The sequence below is a fragment of the Chlorobaculum thiosulfatiphilum genome (assembly GCF_006265165.1).
GTDB lineage: Bacteria > Bacteroidota > Chlorobiia > Chlorobiales > Chlorobiaceae > Chlorobaculum > Chlorobaculum thiosulfatiphilum.
The window spans coordinates 21,713-42,076 of record NZ_VDCH01000004.1 but is presented as its reverse complement, the minus strand read 5'-3'; the positions used below and the strand labels follow the sequence as shown (position 1 = coordinate 42,076).

Here is a 20,364-nt window from a genome sequence, read left to right as displayed (position 1 = left end):
GCCTGCCCTTACTCAATCCTCGTAAAATCGTCTGTCAAATTTTCTCCATGATCCGCTCAATGGCAGAGGCGATCGCCTCCACATCATCCGGCGACACCTCGGAAAACCAGAGCTTCTGCGGATAAATCATCACATTGGCCCCCTGAGCGCAAACCCCCATGCAGCCGGATGTCGAAACCCTCACCTTCCCTTTCCACCCTTTCCCGTCAACCGCTTTTTTCAATTGTTCTTTCACAAGCTGACTGTCATTGTCCGCACAAGATTTCCGCTCTCCCCCGCGATCATTGGTGCAAACGAAGACATGAGCGATGTAAGGTGATTCGTTTTGTTGAAGCATGGTTGAATATCTTTGAAGTGAATATTTCGTCTAACGCTTACGCTCAACCGCCAGCTGACTGCGAAGCAGTTGGGAGGCCGACTGGAGCAACTTGTTAGAAATAAACATCAAAACTTTTCTCTCGCCGCCGAAAGTTACCGTTCAATGTGGTAACGAAGAATGGACTGTAGTGTTTGATACTTGTCACCGGAAGCACGAAAGTCAAGAAGTTCCGGACGATGGGAACGAAGGTATCCGTAGAACACCAGTACGTCATTCTCTGTTCGTTCTTTGTCAGGGCGTTTTAACCATTCCTGGACGATCAGAGGTTCTACGTCGGCACGTTTTTTCATATCCCCTCCCAATTTCTAACATTATTTTTACTGATCTGCATAAAACGCGGTTTTTGATTTTCAGTCCATATAAACGCATACAGACAGAGCCTAAAGCATCACACACAGCAACATCCGCCCTTCCCATCAAGCAACCCAATCGCGCCGCCACCACATCCGGCAAAAATTCCCTACTTTTCAATGTAATCCATCCACCGAAAATAAAATCACCTCACCTCATGCGACCAGCACACATCATCCGGATTCTCCCGCTCTGCGCTGTCCTGCTTTTTGCGGGATGCGGCGGCGACTCGTCCCGGCAGTCTGATACCGGCGGCGGCAATGCGACGGTTCAGCCGCAGGCTTCTAAAATCATCGAACCCTGCCAGCTCATCACGCAGGAGGAGGCCGCAAAGCTGCTTGGGGAAGCGGTCAGGCCTGCGGAGAAAAGTGAACAGCAGGTGGTCGGCATGAAGCTCTGCCTGTACAACCCGGCCAGCGGCGAACCGATACCGTTCTTGCAGGTCTCGCTGACGCAGGACGCATTCTTCCCGCCCGGCGGCGCTGGCGCGGCGTCGATCGACAAAAGCCTCAAGGATAATTTCGAGGGCATGAGAACCGATGTTGAAGGAGTGGGCGACGAAGCGTTCATCACGACTGGTGGCATCTACATTATGGCTGACGGCTACTACATCCAAGTCGGAGCCGGAAACACCAGCAATGCCGCCATCCGGGAAAGGCTGATCGAAGCGGGAAAAATCGCCGTCGCGAAGCTGAAAACGCTGGAGTAACGGCAAAGTCTTATTCGCCCTATAAGTCCTATAAGTCTTATACGACCTATAGGACTTATCCCCTTCTCGTCACGGATTCAGTTGCAAAATGGTGAAGTTCAGGAAAGAGGCGAAACTCACCCAGGCGAGGTATGGCGCGAGCAGCAGTGAGGCCGGTTTCGAGACTCTGGCGAAGGCGAACATGGTCAGGACAATGAAAATCCAAAGCAATGCAATGACGACCAGCGCCTTCATCGGCGACTGCATTCCGAAAAACGACGCCGACCAGCCGAGGTTCAGGATCAGTTGAATCGCGAACAGCGCAACGCCGGTTTTGACCTCGTTCTTTTGCCACCCCGCCCCGAGCACCTTCGCAAGCGCCGTGCCCATCATGATGAACAGCACCGTCCAGACCGGCGCAAAGAGCCAGTCGGGCGGATTCCATTCCGGCTTGTTGAGCGTGGTGTAATACCAGGAACCAGGCTCCGGCGTGAAGGTGCTTCCGGCAAAGCCGACAGCAAGGCAGAGGCCGATGCAGAGCGCGAGCGTGAGAATTCGGTTGTTCATGATGGTTGGTTGGTTGACGAATCGGGAAGTTCACACTACAAGCCCCATTCCGGGCAGTTAATTCCCCGCGCGGACGAGGTGAACAAAGATTTTGACCTGCTTTACGTTGCCGGACGGTCACAAGACCCGACCCTGCAATTCGCTGACAAATGATATATTGGGCCAGCAATTTTCGTTCACCCGATCACGACGCAGCGTATGAATCTCGAACTCCAGACAGCCGTCAAGGCGGCCAAAGCGGCAGGCGCTATCACCCTTTCCCGATTCGGCGAACTTTCCCAGCGAGAGATTGTCACCAAGGAGTTCAAGGATTTCGTGACCGAGGTTGACAAGCATTGCGAGGCCACCATTGCGGCCACCATCGCCGAGGCGTTTCCGGAAGACGGGCTGCTCTGCGAGGAGGGAACCAGCGGCAACGGAGCGTCCGGGCGCGTCTGGATTGTCGATCCGCTCGACGGCACGCTGAACTTCATCCACTCGTTCCCGGTGTTCGGCATCAGCATCGCCATGCGCGACGCATCCGGCGAACTCGCGGTCGGCGTGGTGTATCAGCCGGTGCTCGACGAGCTGTTCACCGCCGTCCGGGGCGAGGGCGCATTCCTGAACGGCGAGCGCATCGGCGTTTCAACTCGTGATGAAAAAGGGAGTTACCTGTTCGCCACCGGCCTGCCTTTCAGGGATTACGACCATTACATCGACGACTACATCGGCTTGCTGCGGGATGTCATCGCCGATTCGGCGGGCATCCGCCGCGCCGGATCGGCCTCCATCGACCTCGCTTACACCGCCGCCGGGCGCTTCGACGGCTTCTTCGAGTACCGGCTCTTTCCGTGGGACTTCGCGGCGGGCGTACTGCTGGTGCGCGAGGCGGGCGGCATCGTGACCGGCATCGACGGTTCGCCGGACGTGTTCGCCCATACGAGCATTCTTGCCGGAAGCCCGCTGACGCACCGGCTGCTGCTGGAAAAAGCGCAGAGACATTTTGGAGACGCGGTGTAAATATTGACGCCTGCGAGCTGACGAGCGATAATATCGCAACATCCCGATGTTCGGACGGATTCGGTTAAGGGCAGACACACAGGTCCGCCCCTACAAGATTCAGAACCACAACCTTAGTGACAAACCGACAAAACCCCGATTTGAAGAGTTAGCGCCACTTTCGTATCTTTGCAATTTTCCATCGCAAGCCCACGCCAGCCATGCTCATTCATCAGCGCACCCTCCAGAACGAAATTTCACTCACGGGGATCGGCCTGCACACCGGCCGGGAATGCACGATCACCTTCAAGCCCGCACCGGTCAACACCGGTTATATTTTTGTCAGAAACGACATCGATGATTGCCCGGAAATTCCGGCGCTGATCGACCACGTCGTCGATGTGCTGCGCGGCACCACCATCGGCATCGGCGAGGTCAAGGTGCACACCACCGAGCACGTGCTCGCCGCGTTGTACGGCTTGCAGATCGACAACTGCCGCATCGAACTCAGCGGCCCCGAACCGCCGGTGCTCGACGGCAGCTCCCGTCCCTTCGCCGAAGCGCTGCTTTCGGCGGGCATCGCCGAGCAGGACGAGCCGAAAAATTACCTCGTCATCGACGAGACCATCGAGTACCACAATGCCGAAAAGGGCGTGGACATCGTCGCCCTGCCGCTCGACGGCTTCCGCGCGACGGTGATGGTCGATTACAAAAACCCGGCGCTCGGCTCGCAGCACTCCGGCCTGTTCGACCTCGACAAGGAGTTTCTCGGCGAATTCTCACCGTGCCGCACCTTCTGCTTCCTCTCCGAGGTCGAGGCTCTGGCCAACCAGGGCATTATCAAGGGCGCGGACATCGACAACGCCATCGTGATCGTTGACAAGCAGCTCGACGAGTCGCAGATTCAGGGGCTTGCGGGCAAGGTCGGCGTGGACGCTTCGCACCTCGTGCTCGGCGAGAACGGCATTCTGAACAACCGCGAATTGCGCTTCACCAACGAACCGGCCCGCCACAAGCTTCTCGACCTGCTCGGCGACCTGGCGCTGCTCGGAATGCCGGTGAAGGCGCAGATTCTCGCTGCGCGTCCGGGCCACGCCTCGAACGTGGAGTTCGTCACGCAGCTCAAAAAGTACGCCGACCGCAACAAACTGGCCCGCCAGTTCCAGCACGAAAAGAAGGCCGGCGTGATCTTCGACATCAACGCGATCATGAAGATTCTGCCGCACCGCTACCCGTTCCTGTTGATCGACAAGATCGTCGAGTTCAAGCTCGACGAAAAGATCGTGGCGATCAAGAACGTCACGATGAACGAACCCTTCTTCCAGGGCCATTTCCCCGGCAATCCGGTGATGCCGGGTGTGCTCATCATCGAGGCGATGGCGCAGACCGGCGGCATCATCATGCTCAATGGCAACGAGAACCTCCAGGACTCCGTGGTCTTTTTCATGGGCATCGACAAAGCCCGCTTCCGCAAGCCGGTGCTGCCGGGCGACACGCTCGTCATCGAAGCGATCATGACCAACAAGCGCCGCTCGGTCTGCCAGTTCGACGCCAAGGCTTACGTGCGCGGCGAGCTGGTCTGCGAAGCCTCGCTGATGGCCACCGTCATGAGCAAAAAGAGCTGAGGCGACACGAGAAAATACGTCGTTATGAAAAAACCCCGGAACTCCGGGGTTTTTTGCGTTTTTCACGCCCTTCCACACCTTGCCAACAGGTTCGCCAACAGGTTATCAACAATTTGTCCACACCTTCGGCGCTGCCTGAAAAAGGGCGTAAACTACCAGTATCTCATTGAAATAAATACACTTGATAATGCCTATATACACTTTGACATATCATTTGAGTACACTTATCCATATTGAGAGCGTTAAGATAGAGGTAACATCCTGCATTCAAAGAAATTAGGGAGAAAAGGGAAGCTGTGGAGAAAATCAGGCTTTGAATTCGGCCCCTTTCTGGATTTTGTAGAACCTGATGCAGTATTCTACAAACGAGTAGAAAAGCATGGCGGCGGACAGATACATGAAGAACTCCTTCACCGGCCACTGCCGGAACAGGGGAAGCGGCCAGACCATCGTGATGAACATCATCGAAACGAAGCCCACCGCCCATTTGCCGGGCCAGAGCGACGTCGTCAATACGTTGTGCCGGTGACGTATCCACGCCGCACCAAAAAAGATCACCAGGTCACGAACCAGCACGAACGTCACGAACCAGAGCGGCAACTCCCCTTTCCAGAGGTAGTAGAGCGCGACGCTGGCCAGGCAGAGCTTGTCGGCCAAGGGGTCGAGAATCTTGCCCATGTCGGAGACCTCGTTGGTCCACCGGGCCGTCTGGCCGTCGAACCAGTCGCTGAGCAGCGCGACAAACATGATGATGATGGCGGTTTGCGTGTCACCCGCATCGAGGCTGTAAATGAACCAGGGAATCAGGAGAATCCTCAGGAAACTCAGCGAATTGGGAAGATTGAAAATATGTCCCTGCACGATCGGTCTTGTTTTGTTCCAGGAAAATTCTCAGGCCACCAGCTCCGGGTGGTCAGTCACGAAGGCCGCCCACCCCCGGCTCCGGCTGTTCCCGCTTTTCTTTGTCCCGTCTTCAGGCCGGATGGCCGACGCGCCCCGCGCCAGATCGCAATACGCGATGCCAAGCGCGTCGGTGACGTCGAGCGGCTTCGGCTCAAGGCCAAGTTCGAGCAGCCGCGACAGCATCGCCGCCACCTGCTCCTTTCGCGCCGAACCGGTGCCGGTGACGGCAAGCTTGATCTCGCGCGGCGCGTATTCGCGCACGGGCAAGCCGTGCTTCAAGACCGTGGCGAGCATCGCGCCCCGCACCTGGCCGAGAATCAATGCGCTCCTGACGTTGCGCCCCACGAAGGCCGTTTCGAGCGCCACAGCTTCGGGCCTCAGCCGCACGACCACCTCGTCGATGCCAAGGCAGAGCTGGGCGATGCGCTCATGCAGCGTGGCCGAGGCGCGAGGGCGGACAAGTCCGCAGCCCACGACGCGATAGCCCTCCGCCGTTCCGGCGATGACGCCATAGCCGGTCTTGCGGCTGCCCGGATCGATGCCCAGCACAATCATGAATTATTCTTCGTCAAGAGCATTCATCACGCTTTCGCTGATGTCCATGTTGCTATAGACCGCCTGGGCGTCGTCGCTGTTTTCGAGCGCGTCGATCAGCCTGAGCGCCTTGCGGGCGTCTTCGATGTCGAGTTCGACATAGTTGCCCGGAATCATATCCATCTTGGCGTTCTCGAACGGAATGGCCGCATCTTCGAGCGCCTTCTTGACCGGCTCCAGATCCTTCACGTCGGTCAGGACGGTGTAGTACTGTTCGTCGTCGCTCTCCAGCTCTTCGAGGCCCGCGTCGAGCAGCAGCTCCATCAGGTCATCCTCGGAGATGGCCGATTTCGGCACCTCGATGGAACCCTTGCGACTGAACATCCAGCCGACGCTGCCGCTCTCGCCGAGCGAACCGCCGCTGCGACTCATCAGGTGGCGGATGTCGGCCACGGTGCGGTTGCGGTTGTCGGTCGCCGTCTCGATGATGATCGCGATGCCGCCGGGGCCGTAGCCCTCGTAGGTGATCTCTTCGTAAGTCGCGCCTTCGAGTTCACCGGTGCCCTTCTTGATGGCGCGCTGGATGTTGTCCATCGGCATCGAGTTGGCCCGCGCCGTATCGATGGCGAGGCGCAGACGCGGGTTGCCCGACGGATCGCCGCCCCCCATTTTGGCCGCGATGGTGATCTCCTTGACGAGCTTGGTGAAAAGGTTTCCTCTCTTCTGGTCGGTGGCGGCCTTCTTGCGCTTGATGGTCGCCCATTTACTGTGTCCTGACATAGATTACAAACCGATGATTGATGGTATTCCGGAAATGACGCGGTTATGAAAAGATTTCTTTTACTTTAAGAAAAGCAAATTCCACAGGGTATAAAATAAAAGCGCCTCTGAAAATCGCCACGGTTCCCGACAATTGCCGGGTCAGGTCGGCAAGGTTTCAAAGGCGTCCTTAAATTAAATACAAGAACGAAGAATGACAAACTGGTTGATCGCTTATCAGGGAGAACCCGGCGCGTACAGTGAAATTGCAGCGCTACGATTCGGCGAACCGCTGCCTTGCGAAAGCTTCGATGACGTCTTCACGGCAGTCACGGATCAAAAAGCCGATTACGCGGCCATTCCCATCGAAAACTCGCTCGGCGGAAGCATCCACCAGAACTACGACCTTCTGCTCCACCGTCCGGTGGTGATCCTCGCCGAGACCTTCGTCAAGGTGGAACACTGCCTGCTCGGCCTGCCAGGCGCGTCGGTGGAAGAGGCCACGCGCGTGCTCTCCCATCCGCAGGCGCTGGCGCAGTGCCATCACTTCATCGCAACCCACCCGCGCATCAAGGCCGAAGCGGCCTACGACACGGCGGGAAGCGCCAAGATGATCTCGGAAAGCGGCGACCGGAAGGCGCTCGCCATCGCCTCGAAGCGGGCCGGCGAGCTGTACGGACTCGACATTCTCCGCGAAAATCTCGCCGACGAGGAGTGGAACTTCACCCGCTTCTTCTGCATCACTCGCGAGAACAATCCCGACCTGTCGCATCTCAAAGTCCAGCCCGACACGGCGCGACCGAAGACCTCGATTGTCTTCGCGCTGCCCAACGAGCAGGGATCGCTCTTTCGGGCGCTGGCCACCTTTGCGCTGCGGGGTATCGATTTGACCAAGATCGAGTCGCGCCCATCGCGCAAAAAAGCGTTCGAGTACCTCTTCTACGCCGACTTCATCGGCCACCGGGAGGACGAGAACGTCCACAATGCACTCGAAAATCTCCGGGAGTTCGCCACGATGGTGCGGGTACTCGGCAGCTACGGGGTGGTAAATCCATGACGAGCGACAACCAGATGGGCCTGTTCGACGCGCCCGCGACAGAAACGCAGCCTCAGCCAGACCCGGTTCCAGACAAGAATCCCGATAACGCAATACAGGGCAGGCAAAAGCCGGGCCTCTTCCTGCTCGACGGTATGGCGATGGTTTACCGCGCCTTCTACGCCTTACAGCAGGCGCGGATGAGCACCCGTGACGGCGCTCCGACCGGCGCGGTGTTCGGCTTCGCCTCCAGCCTTTTCAGAATCATCGAGGAGTACCGCCCGGACTACCTCGCCGTCACGTTCGACAGCCCCGAAAAGACCTTCCGGCACGAAAAGTACGAGGCGTACAAAGCCAACCGCCCCGCCCCGCCGAACGATCTCATCAGCCAGCTCGGCGACATCCGCGAGCTGATTCTGGCGTGCGGCATTCCGCTGGTCATCATGCCCGGCTTCGAGGCGGACGACCTCATCGGCACGGCGGCGCGAAAGTTCGAGGAGAGCTGTCGGGTCTTCATCGTCACGCCGGACAAAGATATGTCGCAACTGGTGCACGACGGCGTACGCATCCTCAAGCCCGGCAAGAGGCAGAACGAGTTCGAGCTGGTCGGCAGCGCCGAGGTGGCCTCGCAGTTCGGCGCACCGCCGGAGCAGTTCATCGACCTGTTGACGCTGACCGGCGACACCTCCGACAACATTCCCGGCGCGAAGGGCATCGGCCCAAAAACCGCCTCCAGCCTGCTCGAAAAGTACGGCTCGCTCGAAGGCATCTACGCCAACCTCGACAAACTCACGCCAAAGACGCGCCAAAGCCTCGAAGTATTCCGCGAGATGATGCCGCTCGTGCGGGAGCTGGTGACGATCCGCACCAACCTCGACCTGCCGCTCACCCTCGAAGCGCTGCACGCGAGCAAGCCCGACCCCGAAGCGCTTTTCGCGCTTCTGGCGAGGCTGGAGCTGAAGAGCATCGCCGCGCGCGCCCTCGCCGTGCTGCGCATCGCCGCGCCCGCCGCCTCGTCCGCCGCTTCCGACGCGAGCGCACCGACGGCGGCAAGTGCGGACGATCCCGGCGATCCGCCGCTCACTCCGGCGGGCGAAGGCTCCGAGTACCACCTCGTGGACACCGGGGAGGCGTTCGACACGCTTCTCGAAAAACTCGAAAGCTCCGGTGGATTCGCGGTCGATACCGAAACCACGAGCCTCGACACCTTCGAGGCGGAGCTGGCGGGCATCTCCTTTTCGATCAAGCCCGGCGAAGCGTTCTTCGTCTATTTTGGCACACCGGGGTTGGACGCAAAAACGACCGTCGCCAGGCTCAAGCCGCTGCTTGAAAATCCGGCCATCGGCAAGACCGGCCAGAACCTGAAATACGACATCCTCGTGCTGAAAAAGTATGGCGTGGAGCTTGCGCCGGTCGAGTTCGACACCATGCTCGCCAGCTACGTGCTCGATCCGGAGGCGCGGCACAACCTCGACGACCTGGCCGCGCTGCACCTCGGACGGCAGACCGTCAAGTACTCGGAGCTGGTCGGCACGGGCAAAGCGGCCATCGGCATCTTCGAGGTGGAGCCGCAAAAGCTTTCGGACTACGGCTGTCAGGACGCCGACATCGCCCTCAAGCTCCGCCACGCGCTCGAAGAGCGGCTCGAAAAAAACCCGGAGCTGCTCGACGTCTGCCGCCAACTCGAATTCCCGCTGGTCAGCGTACTGGCCCGGATGGAGCACGAGGGGGTCTCGATCGACACGGCGCACCTCGCCACGCTCGCCGTCAAGGTCAATGAAGAGCTGGTCGGGCTGACCGAACGGATTTATGAAGCCACTGGCGAGACCTTCAATATCGACTCGCCAAAGCAGCTCGGCCACATCCTGTTCGACGTGCTGAAGCTGCCCGCCAGAAAGGCGACCAAAACCGGCTACTCCACCAACGTGCAGGTGCTCGAAGAGCTGGCCCTGCTGCACCCCGTCGCCTCCGACCTGCTCGAATACCGCAGCCTGCAAAAGCTCAAAGGCACCTACATCGAGGCGCTGCCAAAGATGATCAACCCGCTGACGGGCCGGGTGCACACCTCGTTCAACCAGTCGATCACCGCTACCGGGCGGCTCTCGTCGTCGAACCCGAACTTACAGAACATCCCGATCCGCACGGAGCTGGGCAAGGAGATTCGCCGCGCCTTCATTCCGTCGAGTCCCGGCAACCTCCTGCTCTCGGCGGACTACTCGCAGATCGAGCTGCGCATCGCCGCCGAGCTGTCGGGCGACCCGATGCTCATCGAGGCGTTCCGCAACCGCGAGGACATCCACGCCGCCACGGCGCGGGTCATCTTCGACACGGCGGAGGTGACGCCCGACATGCGGCGCAAGGCCAAGGAGGTCAACTTCGGCGTACTCTACGGCATCCAGCCCTTCGGCCTCGCCCAGCGCCTCGGCATCACGCAGAAAGAGGCCAAAGAGATCATCGACACCTACATGGCCAAATATCCCGGCATGTTCTCCTCGCTCCAGGCGACCATCGAGGAGGCGCGGAAACGCGGTTACGTCACCACGCTCATGGGCCGCCGCCGCTACGTGCCCGACCTCAACAGTCCGAACGCCAACATCCGCAAGGCCGCCGAGCGGGTCACGATGAACACGCCAATCCAGGGCGCGGCGGCGGACATCATCAAGTACGCGATGCGCTCGGTCAGCCGCGAGCTGAAGAGCGGAGAGTTCCGCTCGGTGATGCTCTTACAGGTGCACGACGAACTGCTCTTCGAGACGCCGCCAGCCGAAGAGGCGCGGCTCAGGGAGATGGTGGAGCGGAACATGGTCGAAGCCGCCGCGAAATGCGGTGTAAAAAGTGTGCCGGTGGAGGTGGAGACCGGGGCCGGAAAAAACTGGCTGGAGGCCCATTAGCCGTTGACTATTCAAAAAATCTTTTTATATATTTCGTGAGCTTGAGCGGAACCACGCTGTTATTCGGCAACCACGAACTCAAAACCTTTTACAGCAATGAGTTACGTCCTTGTCAAAAACAACGCGAGCGACGGTTTCGATAAAGCTGACTCAGGAACATGAGCGTCCGCGTGACGCCTGTGTAGCCGGGCTTCTCCCCATTGGCGCTGACTGCCGGTAATACTTTTATCCGGCGCGAGAAGCGCTCATCTGGAGTTACATGCACAGAAAACAGCCATGAAACGCGACGTTTACTCATCACAGAATCAACCATTTACCGTCAGTATGTACTGGAATCTCGATTTTGCCCGATATATTGCCGATGCTCCCTGGCCTGTCACCAAGGATGAACTGATCGACTACGCAAACAGAACGGGTGCTCCGCAGCAAGTCATAGAAAACCTTGAAGATTTGCCCGACAGCGACGAGCTCTATGAAACGCTCGAAGAGATCTGGCCCGATTACCCGACTGACGAAGATTTCGGTTACAGCGACGAAGAACCGCTAAACTAAGGGAGACCGGGAAGCGATGTTTTTTTTTTAAAGATAATTTCCCGCCGACTCAGGGCGGCAATGGCCGTCTGGCTTCTTCTCATTCTCTCCATGCCTGGAGCGCTGTGGGCTGAACAGAGTTCGCCCCCCTCGAACGGCAATGCTTCATCGCTCCCCCAGGTCAAAAACATCAAAATCACCGGCAACAAAGCCCTGAGCACCGAAGATATCCGGGGAGTCATGTCAACCACCACGCGCGACTCATTCCTCGGTACCGGACTTTTTGCGGGTGCGCGCAGGCCATTCATTGCCGATGATTTCCAGAAAGACATCGACCTCATCCGGAAGCTCTACACCTTCAAAGGCTACTTCTTCGCCGATGTCGATCCCACCGTCACACGCAGCAAGACGGGCGACGCGAGCATCGTCATCCGGATCAGGGAGAACCAGCCGACCCTTGTCGATTCGCTCAGCTATGCGGGTCTCGACTCCGTATCGGCAAATCTCCGCTCACGTTACCTCAGAAGTCGCCGTCTGAAAACGGGACAGATATTCTCCGTTGAAAACCTGATCGACGAGAGGGATCGTACGCTCGATTTTTTCCGCGAATACGGCTACACCTTTTTTCATCCCGACAGCATCAGGATCACGGTCGATACCCTTGGCCTTCATGCCGGAGTGCGGTTTAACATCAGCCTTCCCGGACGCCACGCCTACGGCCCGGTGAAAGTGTTCGTCCACAATCCGCTCGCCAAGGACAATCCGGCAACCGCGAAGACCTTCGAGCGGGAGAACGTTTCGGTCACCATTTACGGCAACCAGAAATTCTCGCCAAAAGTATTCTCGTCGGCCATCGCCTGGAAACAGGGTGCGCTGACCCGTCAGTCGCTCGAACAGCGAACCCTCGAAAATTTCGGTTCGACCAATCTTTTCTCATCCATTTCGATACAAAAAGATACCGTCAGCACTGCCGCCATTCCCGTGACCATCGATCTCGATCCGAGTCCCAAGCACCAGATCGAACCGAAGCTGCTGGTTGACAATCGCTATGGCTCCCTGTTCGTCGGCGGCGCGCTGGCTTACGAAAACCGTAATCTCTTCGGCGCTGGCCAGCAGTTCAGACTTTCAACCAACTACGGCACACAGACTTCGTCGAACACCAGCGTACTTTCCAACCTCAGCCCCGACCAGTACGACAAGATCATCCCTTATGAATTCAATATCAAGGCGGAGATGGTCATTCCCACACTCGGCAAGCAGGGTTCATTTTACACCGGCACTCTCGAATATGCCCAATCGAAACAGCCCGTACTGATCGACAGCCAGCGGAAGATCATCCGGGGCACCTACAGCACACGGCCAACGAGAAATTCGAAACTCAGCTTCGATTTCTTCGAACTCGAAGTCGCCCGCAAGGACTCTCTGCGCGGCTTCCAGCAACTGTTCAAAACCGATCTGGCTGAAAATATCGGCATCGATCCCGCCGATCCGGTCGCGGTGAAACGGGGTCTGGACAGCCTGCTCCAGACCCGCCTGAACCAGACCTTCAGGCTACGCTACAACTATTCGAACCGCGACAACGCCTCGCGACGCAGGAAATCGACCTTGTGGAACTTCTCGGCCGTGGCCGAAGAGTCCGGCAGCCTGTTGTGGCTGATCGACAACGTTGTCGATACAAAATCATACAACGACTTCGCCAGCTCGGATGCCCAGATTTTCGGCACGCCCTACAACCAGTACGTCAAGTTCGACACGCAGCTCGCCGTAACGAAAGAGCTTTCGCCCGACCGGCAAGTGGCGGCGAAAGTCGCCCTCGGCTGGATGAGTCCGTACGGCAAGGCCAATACAACGCCGGAAGATCACCGTTTCTACGCGGGCGGATCGAACAGTATGCGCGGCTGGGTTTTCGGAACGCTCGGCCCCGGAAGCAACTCGAACGAGGCTGTTTCCAATTTCGGCGCGGACATCAAGGCCGAACTCGGCCTCGAATACCGGATGCAGCTTTTCAAGGTTTTCGGACAGAAATCCGGAGTCACCCTGTTCACCGACGCGGGCAACATCTGGGACAGAACCGGCCCTTACGCCTTCTCGCTCCAGTCGCTGACCCGTGATTTCGCCTGGGACTTGGGAGCAGGACTGCGCATCGGTTCGCCCATCGGCCCGTTCAGGTTCGACTTCGCCTGGAAACTGCACGATCCCGCCGATCCGCAACGCTGGCAGTTTTCAAAGATGAATCTGACCGATTTCACCTTCAATTTTGGAATCGGAGAAGCTTTTTAACCAACTTTTATTCACGCTTAATTTTTTGACCCTATGCCCGGAAAAACTACGCTGCTGGCTCCCTCCGTTTTATCGGCGGACTTCACGAACCTGAAAGCCTCCATCGAGCTGGCGGAAAACGCTGGCGCGGACTGGATGCACTGCGACGTGATGGACGGCGTTTTCGTGCCCAACATCACCTTCGGCCCCTTCATCATCCAGGCGATCAAAAAATGCACCTCGATGGTGATCGACACCCACCTGATGATCACCGATCCCGACCGCTATATCGAGGATTTCGTCAAGGCCGGGTCCGACCAGGTGACGGTGCACCTTGAAGCCTGCCCGCACCTGCACCGCACGATCCAGTTCATCAAGAGCCTCGGCGCGAAGGCCGGTGTGTCGATCAACCCCGCCACGCCGGTTTCGCTGCTCGAACCGGTGCTGGCCGATCTCGATCTGGTGCTCTTGATGTCGGTCAACCCCGGTTTCGGCGGCCAGAAATTCATTCCCGGCGCGCTCAAAAAGATCGCCCAGCTCGACGCCATGCGCATGGAGATGAATCCGGAAATGGTGATCGCCGTCGATGGAGGCGTCACCGAAGAGAATTGCGCTGATGTGGTCGCCGCCGGAGCCGACGCGCTGATCGCAGGTACGGCATTTTTCCGCGCCGCCGACCCGGCGAAGGCCGCCAGAAAACTGAAAGGACTGGAGTAAGAGAAGAAAAGAATAGGACTTATAGGTCTGATAGGGCCTATAAGTCTTATGGGAGAAAAGCCAAAGAGAGAAGAGATTCCGCAGTTTTACCTGTCCACCAAGTCCACAGCTACCCTCTCGCCCCCCAGGCGAACTTCCGCAGCTCTTCGCTGACGAGCAAACCTTCGCCGATGAGCGCGGCGTCGAAGCCGGCTTGCTGCATCAGCTCGATGTCCGCACGGCGTTTCAGGCCGCTTTCGGCGACGGCGAGTACGCCTTCGGGATAGTCGCGCTTGAGGTTGACCGAGGTCATGAGATCAACGGTGAAGTCGCGCAGGTCGCGGTTGTTGACGCCGACAATCGTGGAACCCTGTTCGAGGGCTGTGTCGAGTTCGCGTCGGTCGTGCACCTCGACCAGCGCTTGCAGGCCGAGTTCGGCGAAGAGCTGGAGGTAGTCCCGCAACTGCGACGGTTCGAGCGCCGCCACGATGAGGAGCGCCGCGTCCGCGCCCATCAGGCGGGTTTCGTAAATCTGGCTCTCGTCGATGATGAACTCCTTGCGCAACACGGGAATGGAGAAGTGCTGCGTAATCGCTTTGAGATAGTCGGGTGACCCCTGGAAGTAGTGCTGGTCGGTGAGGACGGAGAAGGCCGATGCGCCGAGTTCGGCGTAGCGCCTGGCGATGTCGAGCGGACGGAAATCTTCGACCAGTACGCCGCGTGACGGCGAGGCTTTCTTGACCTCGGCGATGAGGTTGATCCCGCCGTCACGACTCGCAATGGCCGATCGGAAATCGCGCGTAGCCGGAAGTTCGCCGCAAACCTCGCGATAGCGGCGCTCCGGCTCTTCTTTTTTCAGTTCGGCGACCTCTCCCCTCTTGGTTTCGAGAATCCGGGTGAGGTAGCTCATGCCTCGCTTCCCGCGGCCATCTGACGAAGCTCCTCCTCGAATTCGACGATCTGGCGGATGTTGTCAAGAAACCACGGATCTATGCCGGTTGACTGTTGCACCTCCTCGACGGTCGCGCCAGCCTGGAAGGCGTAGCGCAGGTAGAACATCCGGTCGGCCTTGGGAATCTTGATCTTTTCGAGCAAGTCCTCCTTGGCGAACTTGCGCTGCTGCTGGGTCATATCGATGACGTTCATGATGTCCTTGCCGTCGCAGCCAAGACCGGCGCGTCCGATTTCGAGACCGCGCAGCGACTTCTGCAACGCCTCGCGAAAGTTGCGCCCGAAGGCCATCACCTCGCCGACCGACTTCATCTGCACACCGAGGCGGGCATCGACATTCTTGAACTTCTCGAAGTCCCAGCGCGGCACCTTGACCACGCAATAGTCGATGGATGGCTCGAAACTTGCGGGCGTGGTTTTGGTGATGTCGTTAGTGATCTCGTCGAGCGTGTAGCCAACGGCGAGCTTGGCGGCGACTTTGGCGATGGGAAAACCGGTCGCCTTCGAGGCCAGCGCGGAGCTTCGCGACACGCGCGGGTTCATCTCGATGATGACGATGCGGCCGTCCTTCGGATTGATGGCGAACTGGATGTTGCTGCCGCCGGTCTCGACGCCGATTTCGCGGATGATCCGGATCGAGGCGTCGCGCAACTCCTGGTACTGGCGGTCGGTGAGCGTCTGCGCCGGAGCGACCGTGATGCTGTCGCCGGTGTGAACGCCCATCGGATCGACGTTTTCGATGGAGCAGACGATGATGACGTTGTCGGCCAGGTCGCGAATCACTTCGAGTTCGTACTCCTTCCAGCCGGTCAGGCACTCCTCGACCAGCACCTCGCCAATCGGGCTTTCGGCCAGGCCGCGCCTGACGGCATCGTAGTAGTCGGCCTTGGATTCGGCGAAACCTCCACCCGTGCCGCCAAGCGTGAATGAGGGGCGGATGACGATCGGCAGGCCGATTTCGTCGAGCGCCTCTTTGGCCTCCTTCTCGTTGCGCACGAAGAAGCCCTTGGCCATTTCGAGACCGAGCTTCCGCATCGCGTCGCCGAAGAATTCGCGGTTCTCGGCCTTGCGGATCGCGCGGAGTTTCGCGCCGATCAGCTCGACGCCGTGGCGTGCGAGTACGCCCGATTCGGCCAACTTGACCGCCGTGTTGAGCGCCGTCTGACCGCCCATCGTCGGAAGCAGCGCGTCCGGCTTCTCCTTTTCGATGATCTTGGTGACATAGTAGGGGGTGATCGGCTCGATATAGGTGGCGTCGGCCAGCTCTATATCGGTCATGATCGTGGCCGGATTGCTGTTGACCAGGATGACGCGATAGCCATCCTCTTTGAGCGCCCGACACGCCTGGGTGCCCGAATAATCGAATTCACACGCCTGCCCGATAACAATCGGACCGGCTCCAATCACCAGTATGGACTTGATATCCTCGCGTTTTGGCACTTGTCTTCAGCTTTAAATCTTGTGGTAAACTTTCAGTTGCGCAATGTACAAAATTTTCAACTCTTCTTTGAGAGGGCGAAGCGGACTTGGTGGACGATGTGGACAAGCAGAAATTCCTTCTTCAATTCATCATTCATCATTCGTATTCACGCCACCACCTTGATCTGCTCCTGGTGGAAGCCGCCGGAGTCGCGGCGGAGCCATGCGGTGACCTCCCTTGGGACGCCGCCGTAGAGGGAGATGATCAGCATCGAATGGCCCGCGCTGGCGAAGTCGATGTCGTTGCGCGAGGGCACGGCGGTCGAGTTGATGTGCGAATGGTACGAGCCGACGACCACCAGCCCCAAGCTTCGGGCTTCGCGCTCCACGTCGATGAATTCGTTATAGGCGATTTCAAAGCCGTTCTCCTTGCCATAATAGAGCGCGTTGTGACAGGGGGCGACTTCGAGCACGATGTTGTCGATATTTCCGCGATGATCGACGACCTTCCGGCCAACGAGCAGGCCGCAGCACTCGTAGGGCAAATCCCTGACGGCGTGCTCCTGGATGATCTCAAACTTGCGACGAGGTAATTTCATGTACAGCCTACTACAAAGAATGTCCCTGATGCTTCAAAGGGCCTTGGCCCCGATGTCCCGGCGGCAGTACGCCCCCTCGAATCCGATGGCGGCCACCGCGCCGTAGGCCCGGTCGAGCGCCTCTTTCAGCGAATCTGCGCAGGCCGTCACCGAAAGTACGCGGCCACCGGCGGTGACGAGAGCGTCGCCCTCGCGGCGCGTTCCGGCATGAAAAACAAGCACACCCTTCATATCGTTCACCGAAGGGTCGATGGTGATTGCCTTGCCGGTTTCGTATGCGTCCGGATAGCCCGCCGAGGCCATGACGACCGTCGCTGCGGCTCCCGCCTGCATCTCGAACGGCACCGCTTCGAGGCCGCCATCCACGCTGGCGAGGAGCGCATCGAAGAGATCGCTCTTCAGCATCGGCAGCACCACCTGCGTCTCCGGATCGCCGAGGCGGGCGTTGTACTCGACCACCGACGGCGCGCCGTTGTCGATCATGAGGCCGACGTACAGAAAGCCGGTGTAGGCGTAACCGTCGGCCTTCATGCCCGCGAGGGTCGGGCGGATGACCTCCTCCTCGACCCGCGCCATTACCTCCGGCGTCACCAGTGGAGCCGGGGCGTACGCGCCCATGCCACCGGTGTTTTTGCCGGTATCGCCCTCGCCGATGCGCTTGTGATCTTGCGCGGAGAGGAAAAGCCGGTAGTGCTCGCCGTCGGTCAGGGCGAACACGCTCGCCTCCTGGCCGGTGAGGAAGGATTCGATCACCACCTCGTCGGCGGCGTCGCCGAAGATGCGTGACTCGAAAAATTCGTGGATCGCCTCCAGCGCCTGTTCGCGGCTCTCGGCGACGACAACGCCCTTGCCCGCGCAGAGGCCGCTGGCCTTGATGACCTGCGGGAACGACCCGCACGATTCGAGGAACGCTTTGGCAGAGGCGTAATCGCGAAACACCTCGTAACCGGCGGTCGGGATGACGTGGCGCTTCATGAACTCCTTGGCGAACACCTTGCTCGTTTCGAGACGCGCCGCCTCGGCGGTCGGGCCGACAACCTTCAAGCCCGCCTCGCGGAACCGGTTGACGATGCCCGCTTCGAGCGGCTGCTCCGGGCCGACCACCGTCAGGCCGATCGACTCCCTGGCGACGAGATCGAGCAGCGCCTCGATGTCGGTCGCCTTGACGGCGACGTTGCGAACCTTGCCGCCCATCGTGGCCGTGCCGCCATTGCCGGGGGCCACGAAAACCGTTGAAACCTTGCTGCTGCGCGCGACGGCCCAAGCCATGGCATGTTCCCTGGCGCCACTTCCGATAATCAGAACGTTCATGTTTGCGTAAAACGATGGCCTCAAATCACCCTGTGGTTTGTCGGCGTGGATTGTTAAATTGCACCCGGCTGAGCGGGGCGAGCCAAACGCATGTATATAATGCATCGACGCTCACAAAAACAATAAAAAAATCCGCCCTGAAAACCTCGCCTCCATTTCCAGACACACCGTTGACCCACTGAATGGCTTTCGTGAAGCACATCCTTTTGAAGAGCGCCACCCGCCTGCTCCCCCACGTTCTCAAACTGCTTTTCGGCACGCTGAAGATCGACGTCGAGCACACCGGAGAACGAATGCCGGAGGATGAGCGGGGCGTGATGTTCGCCTTCTGGCACGGCAAGATGATCGCCGGATGGCTGCTGGCGAGGCGTCTGTTTCCCGGACGCGAGATTTCAGCGGTCGTCAGCCTCTCCGGTGACGGGCAGATTCTCTCGGACGCGCTCGACCGGCTCCGGTTCCGGTTGATTCGCGGATCGAGTTCGCGGGGCAAGGAGGTGGTCAAACGCAACATCGGCGTCGCCCTGAGTAATCGCGGCATCGTGGCAGTAACGCCCGACGGCCCACGCGGCCCGCACCACCGCTTCAAGTACGGTACACTGCGGCTCGCCGCGCTGCACGGCGCGCCGGTGGTGTTCGCGAAGATCCGTTACGACAACGCGCGAAGCCTCAAAAGCTGGGACAGGTTTGAAATCCCGATGCCCTTCAGCCGCGTCAAAGTCACGCTTCGCGTCGTGCAGGTGCCGGAGTTTCCGTCCGAGGAAACCTTCCGCGCCTGGGCCGACAAGCTTTCCGGCGGATTCGACGATGAGTAGCGCCACCCTGCTCCGGCCAGCCGCCGCGCTCTACGGCATGGCGATGAGCCTGCGCAACCGGCTCTACGACCGGGGCATTTTCAAAAGCTGGCGCTCGCCGATTCCGGTGGTTTCGGTGGGCAACATCACCACCGGCGGCACCGGCAAAACCCCGCTCGTGGACTGGATCGTCAAATTCTACGAGGCATCGGGAATCGCGACAGCCATCGTCTCGCGAGGCTACGGACGCCGGACGAAGGGCGTCCGACTCGTCTCGGACGGACGCCGCATCCTCGTCGGCAGCCGCGACGCGGGCGACGAAACCGCGATGCTCGCCGCCCGTAATCCCGGCGCGATTGTCATCGTCGCCGAAAATCGCGTCGAAGGAGTGCAATTTCTGATGCGCCAGTTCGCCAACCGCCTGCCCGGCGTGATCGTGCTCGACGACGCCTTCCAGCACCGCAAAATCGTGCGAGACCTCGACATCGTCGTGGTCAATGCCAGCGCTCCGAAAGAACTCGACGCCATGCTACCCGCCGGACGCCTGCGCGAACCGCTGCGAGGATTGCATCGCAGCGACCTCGTCATCTTCAGCAAAATCACGGACGAAGCCAAAGCCGCGCCACTGCTTGCCCAGCTCAAACAGTTCGGCCAGCCGGTGCTCCGCTCGCGAATCAAGCCGGGACGATTGGTGAAAGTGGATGGATCGGAGAGCAGAGGCGAAGCGTCGCTGAAAGCACTAGCCTTCGCGGGCATCGGCGCACCGGCGGGCTTCCTGCACAGTCTGGAAGAGGCGGGAATAATCGTCAAGGCGACAAAGTTCTTCCGCGACCACGAACCGTACACGGAGGCGGCGATCCGCTCGATCATCGCCGAATCAGCCCGGAAAGGACTCGTGCCGATCACCACGGAAAAGGACTGGTTCCGCATCGCCGATGATCCGGAACTCGCCGGACTGCTGGCGAACGCCGGATGCCGCTATCTGACGATTGAGCCGTATTTTATCGACAGCGCGGCGGAGCTGGAGAGGATGTTACTGGGTGTGCTGAAACGAGGGGCGTGACGGACACAAGGCAGGTAGAGCGCAAAAACCGGA

19 protein-coding genes are annotated in these 20,364 nt (G+C 59.2%); 10 read left to right on the top strand and 9 right to left on the bottom strand.

Annotated elements, in window-relative coordinates:
* Positions 1-34: 34 nt before the first annotated feature.
* A complete protein-coding gene (locus FGF66_RS03235; protein WP_139456271.1) occupies positions 35-337 on the bottom strand; it encodes a (2Fe-2S) ferredoxin domain-containing protein in 303 nt (100 codons plus the stop codon).
* A gap of 550 nt (positions 338-887) precedes the next feature.
* Here FGF66_RS03235 and FGF66_RS03230 point away from each other — a divergent pair.
* The gene (locus FGF66_RS03230; RefSeq protein WP_139456270.1) at positions 888-1,439 is read left to right on the top strand and encodes a hypothetical protein; all 552 of its coding nucleotides are present in this window, start codon (positions 888-890) and stop codon (positions 1,437-1,439) included.
* Between the two features lie 69 nt (positions 1,440-1,508).
* On the opposite strand, the gene FGF66_RS03225 is transcribed toward FGF66_RS03230, so the two are convergent.
* On the bottom strand, positions 1,509-1,985 hold the full coding sequence (locus FGF66_RS03225) for a TspO/MBR family protein (RefSeq protein ID WP_139456269.1): 477 nt from the start codon (positions 1,983-1,985) through the stop codon (positions 1,509-1,511).
* Between the two features lie 198 nt (positions 1,986-2,183).
* On the opposite strand from FGF66_RS03225, the gene FGF66_RS03220 reads away from it, so the two are divergent.
* Both FGF66_RS03220 and FGF66_RS03215 read left to right on the top strand, forming a co-directional pair.
* On the top strand, positions 2,184-2,984 hold the full coding sequence (locus FGF66_RS03220) for an inositol monophosphatase family protein (RefSeq protein WP_139456268.1): 801 nt from the start codon (positions 2,184-2,186) through the stop codon (positions 2,982-2,984).
* Positions 2,985-3,184: 200 nt separating this feature from the next.
* The gene (locus FGF66_RS03215) at positions 3,185-4,588 is read left to right on the top strand and encodes a bifunctional UDP-3-O-[3-hydroxymyristoyl] N-acetylglucosamine deacetylase/3-hydroxyacyl-ACP dehydratase (protein ID WP_139456267.1); all 1,404 of its coding nucleotides are present in this window, start codon (positions 3,185-3,187) and stop codon (positions 4,586-4,588) included.
* A 306-nt stretch (positions 4,589-4,894) separates the two neighbouring features.
* Here FGF66_RS03215 and FGF66_RS03210 read toward each other — a convergent pair whose 3' ends face one another.
* The 3 genes from FGF66_RS03210 to FGF66_RS03200 are packed head-to-tail and all read right to left on the bottom strand — an operon-like array spanning position 4,895 to position 6,805.
* A complete protein-coding gene (locus tag FGF66_RS03210) occupies positions 4,895-5,449 on the bottom strand; it encodes a CDP-alcohol phosphatidyltransferase family protein (protein WP_139456266.1) in 555 nt (184 codons plus the stop codon).
* A gap of 30 nt (positions 5,450-5,479) precedes the next feature.
* The gene (gene ruvC, locus FGF66_RS03205; RefSeq protein ID WP_139456265.1) at positions 5,480-6,046 is read right to left on the bottom strand and encodes a crossover junction endodeoxyribonuclease RuvC; all 567 of its coding nucleotides are present in this window, start codon (positions 6,044-6,046) and stop codon (positions 5,480-5,482) included.
* A gap of 3 nt (positions 6,047-6,049) precedes the next feature.
* A complete protein-coding gene (locus FGF66_RS03200) occupies positions 6,050-6,805 on the bottom strand; it encodes a YebC/PmpR family DNA-binding transcriptional regulator (protein WP_139456264.1) in 756 nt (251 codons plus the stop codon).
* A 193-nt stretch (positions 6,806-6,998) separates the two neighbouring features.
* Here FGF66_RS03200 and pheA point away from each other — a divergent pair, with 193 nt between their 5' ends.
* The 5 genes from pheA to rpe all read left to right on the top strand — a co-directional run bounded on the left by pheA (position 6,999) and on the right by rpe (position 14,218).
* The gene (gene pheA, locus FGF66_RS03195; RefSeq protein ID WP_139456263.1) at positions 6,999-7,841 is read left to right on the top strand and encodes a prephenate dehydratase; all 843 of its coding nucleotides are present in this window, start codon (positions 6,999-7,001) and stop codon (positions 7,839-7,841) included.
* Positions 7,838-10,711 carry a DNA polymerase I gene (gene polA / locus FGF66_RS03190; protein WP_139456262.1) on the top strand — a complete coding sequence of 958 codons (2,874 nt, stop codon included), beginning with the start codon at positions 7,838-7,840 and terminating at the stop codon, positions 10,709-10,711. The genes pheA and polA overlap by 4 nt, the downstream gene beginning before the upstream one ends.
* 324 nt (positions 10,712-11,035) lie before the next feature.
* The gene (locus tag FGF66_RS03185) at positions 11,036-11,263 is read left to right on the top strand and encodes a DUF2795 domain-containing protein (protein ID WP_139456339.1); all 228 of its coding nucleotides are present in this window, start codon (positions 11,036-11,038) and stop codon (positions 11,261-11,263) included.
* Positions 11,264-11,323: 60 nt separating this feature from the next.
* Entirely contained in the window at positions 11,324-13,522 is a 2,199-nt protein-coding gene (locus FGF66_RS03180) for a BamA/TamA family outer membrane protein (RefSeq protein WP_139456261.1), read from the top strand.
* A gap of 33 nt (positions 13,523-13,555) precedes the next feature.
* A complete protein-coding gene (gene rpe / locus FGF66_RS03175; protein ID WP_139456260.1) occupies positions 13,556-14,218 on the top strand; it encodes a ribulose-phosphate 3-epimerase in 663 nt (220 codons plus the stop codon).
* Between the two features lie 109 nt (positions 14,219-14,327).
* On the opposite strand, the gene trpC is transcribed toward rpe, so the two are convergent.
* The 4 genes from trpC to purD all read right to left on the bottom strand — a co-directional run bounded on the left by trpC (position 14,328) and on the right by purD (position 18,477).
* A complete protein-coding gene (trpC, locus tag FGF66_RS03170) occupies positions 14,328-15,107 on the bottom strand; it encodes an indole-3-glycerol phosphate synthase TrpC (RefSeq protein ID WP_139456259.1) in 780 nt (259 codons plus the stop codon).
* Complete coding sequence (gene carB / locus FGF66_RS03165) at positions 15,104-16,588, bottom strand: carbamoyl-phosphate synthase large subunit (RefSeq protein WP_139456258.1); 1,485 nt, start codon at positions 16,586-16,588, stop codon at positions 15,104-15,106. Before carB ends, trpC begins: the two co-directional genes overlap by 4 nt.
* 146 nt (positions 16,589-16,734) lie before the next feature.
* Positions 16,735-17,166 carry a Mov34/MPN/PAD-1 family protein gene (locus FGF66_RS03160; RefSeq protein ID WP_139456257.1) on the bottom strand — a complete coding sequence of 144 codons (432 nt, stop codon included), beginning with the start codon at positions 17,164-17,166 and terminating at the stop codon, positions 16,735-16,737.
* Between the two features lie 33 nt (positions 17,167-17,199).
* A complete protein-coding gene (gene purD, locus FGF66_RS03155; RefSeq protein ID WP_139456256.1) occupies positions 17,200-18,477 on the bottom strand; it encodes a phosphoribosylamine--glycine ligase in 1,278 nt (425 codons plus the stop codon).
* 182 nt (positions 18,478-18,659) lie between these two features.
* Here purD and FGF66_RS03150 point away from each other — a divergent pair, with 182 nt between their 5' ends.
* Together FGF66_RS03150 and lpxK are read left to right on the top strand one after the other, a co-directional pair.
* A complete protein-coding gene (locus tag FGF66_RS03150) occupies positions 18,660-19,289 on the top strand; it encodes a DUF374 domain-containing protein (RefSeq protein ID WP_139456255.1) in 630 nt (209 codons plus the stop codon).
* Positions 19,282-20,331, top strand: coding sequence for a tetraacyldisaccharide 4'-kinase (gene lpxK / locus FGF66_RS03145; RefSeq protein WP_139456254.1), 1,050 nt, complete (start codon positions 19,282-19,284; stop codon positions 20,329-20,331). Before FGF66_RS03150 ends, lpxK begins: the two co-directional genes overlap by 8 nt.
* Positions 20,332-20,364 lie beyond the last annotated feature (33 nt).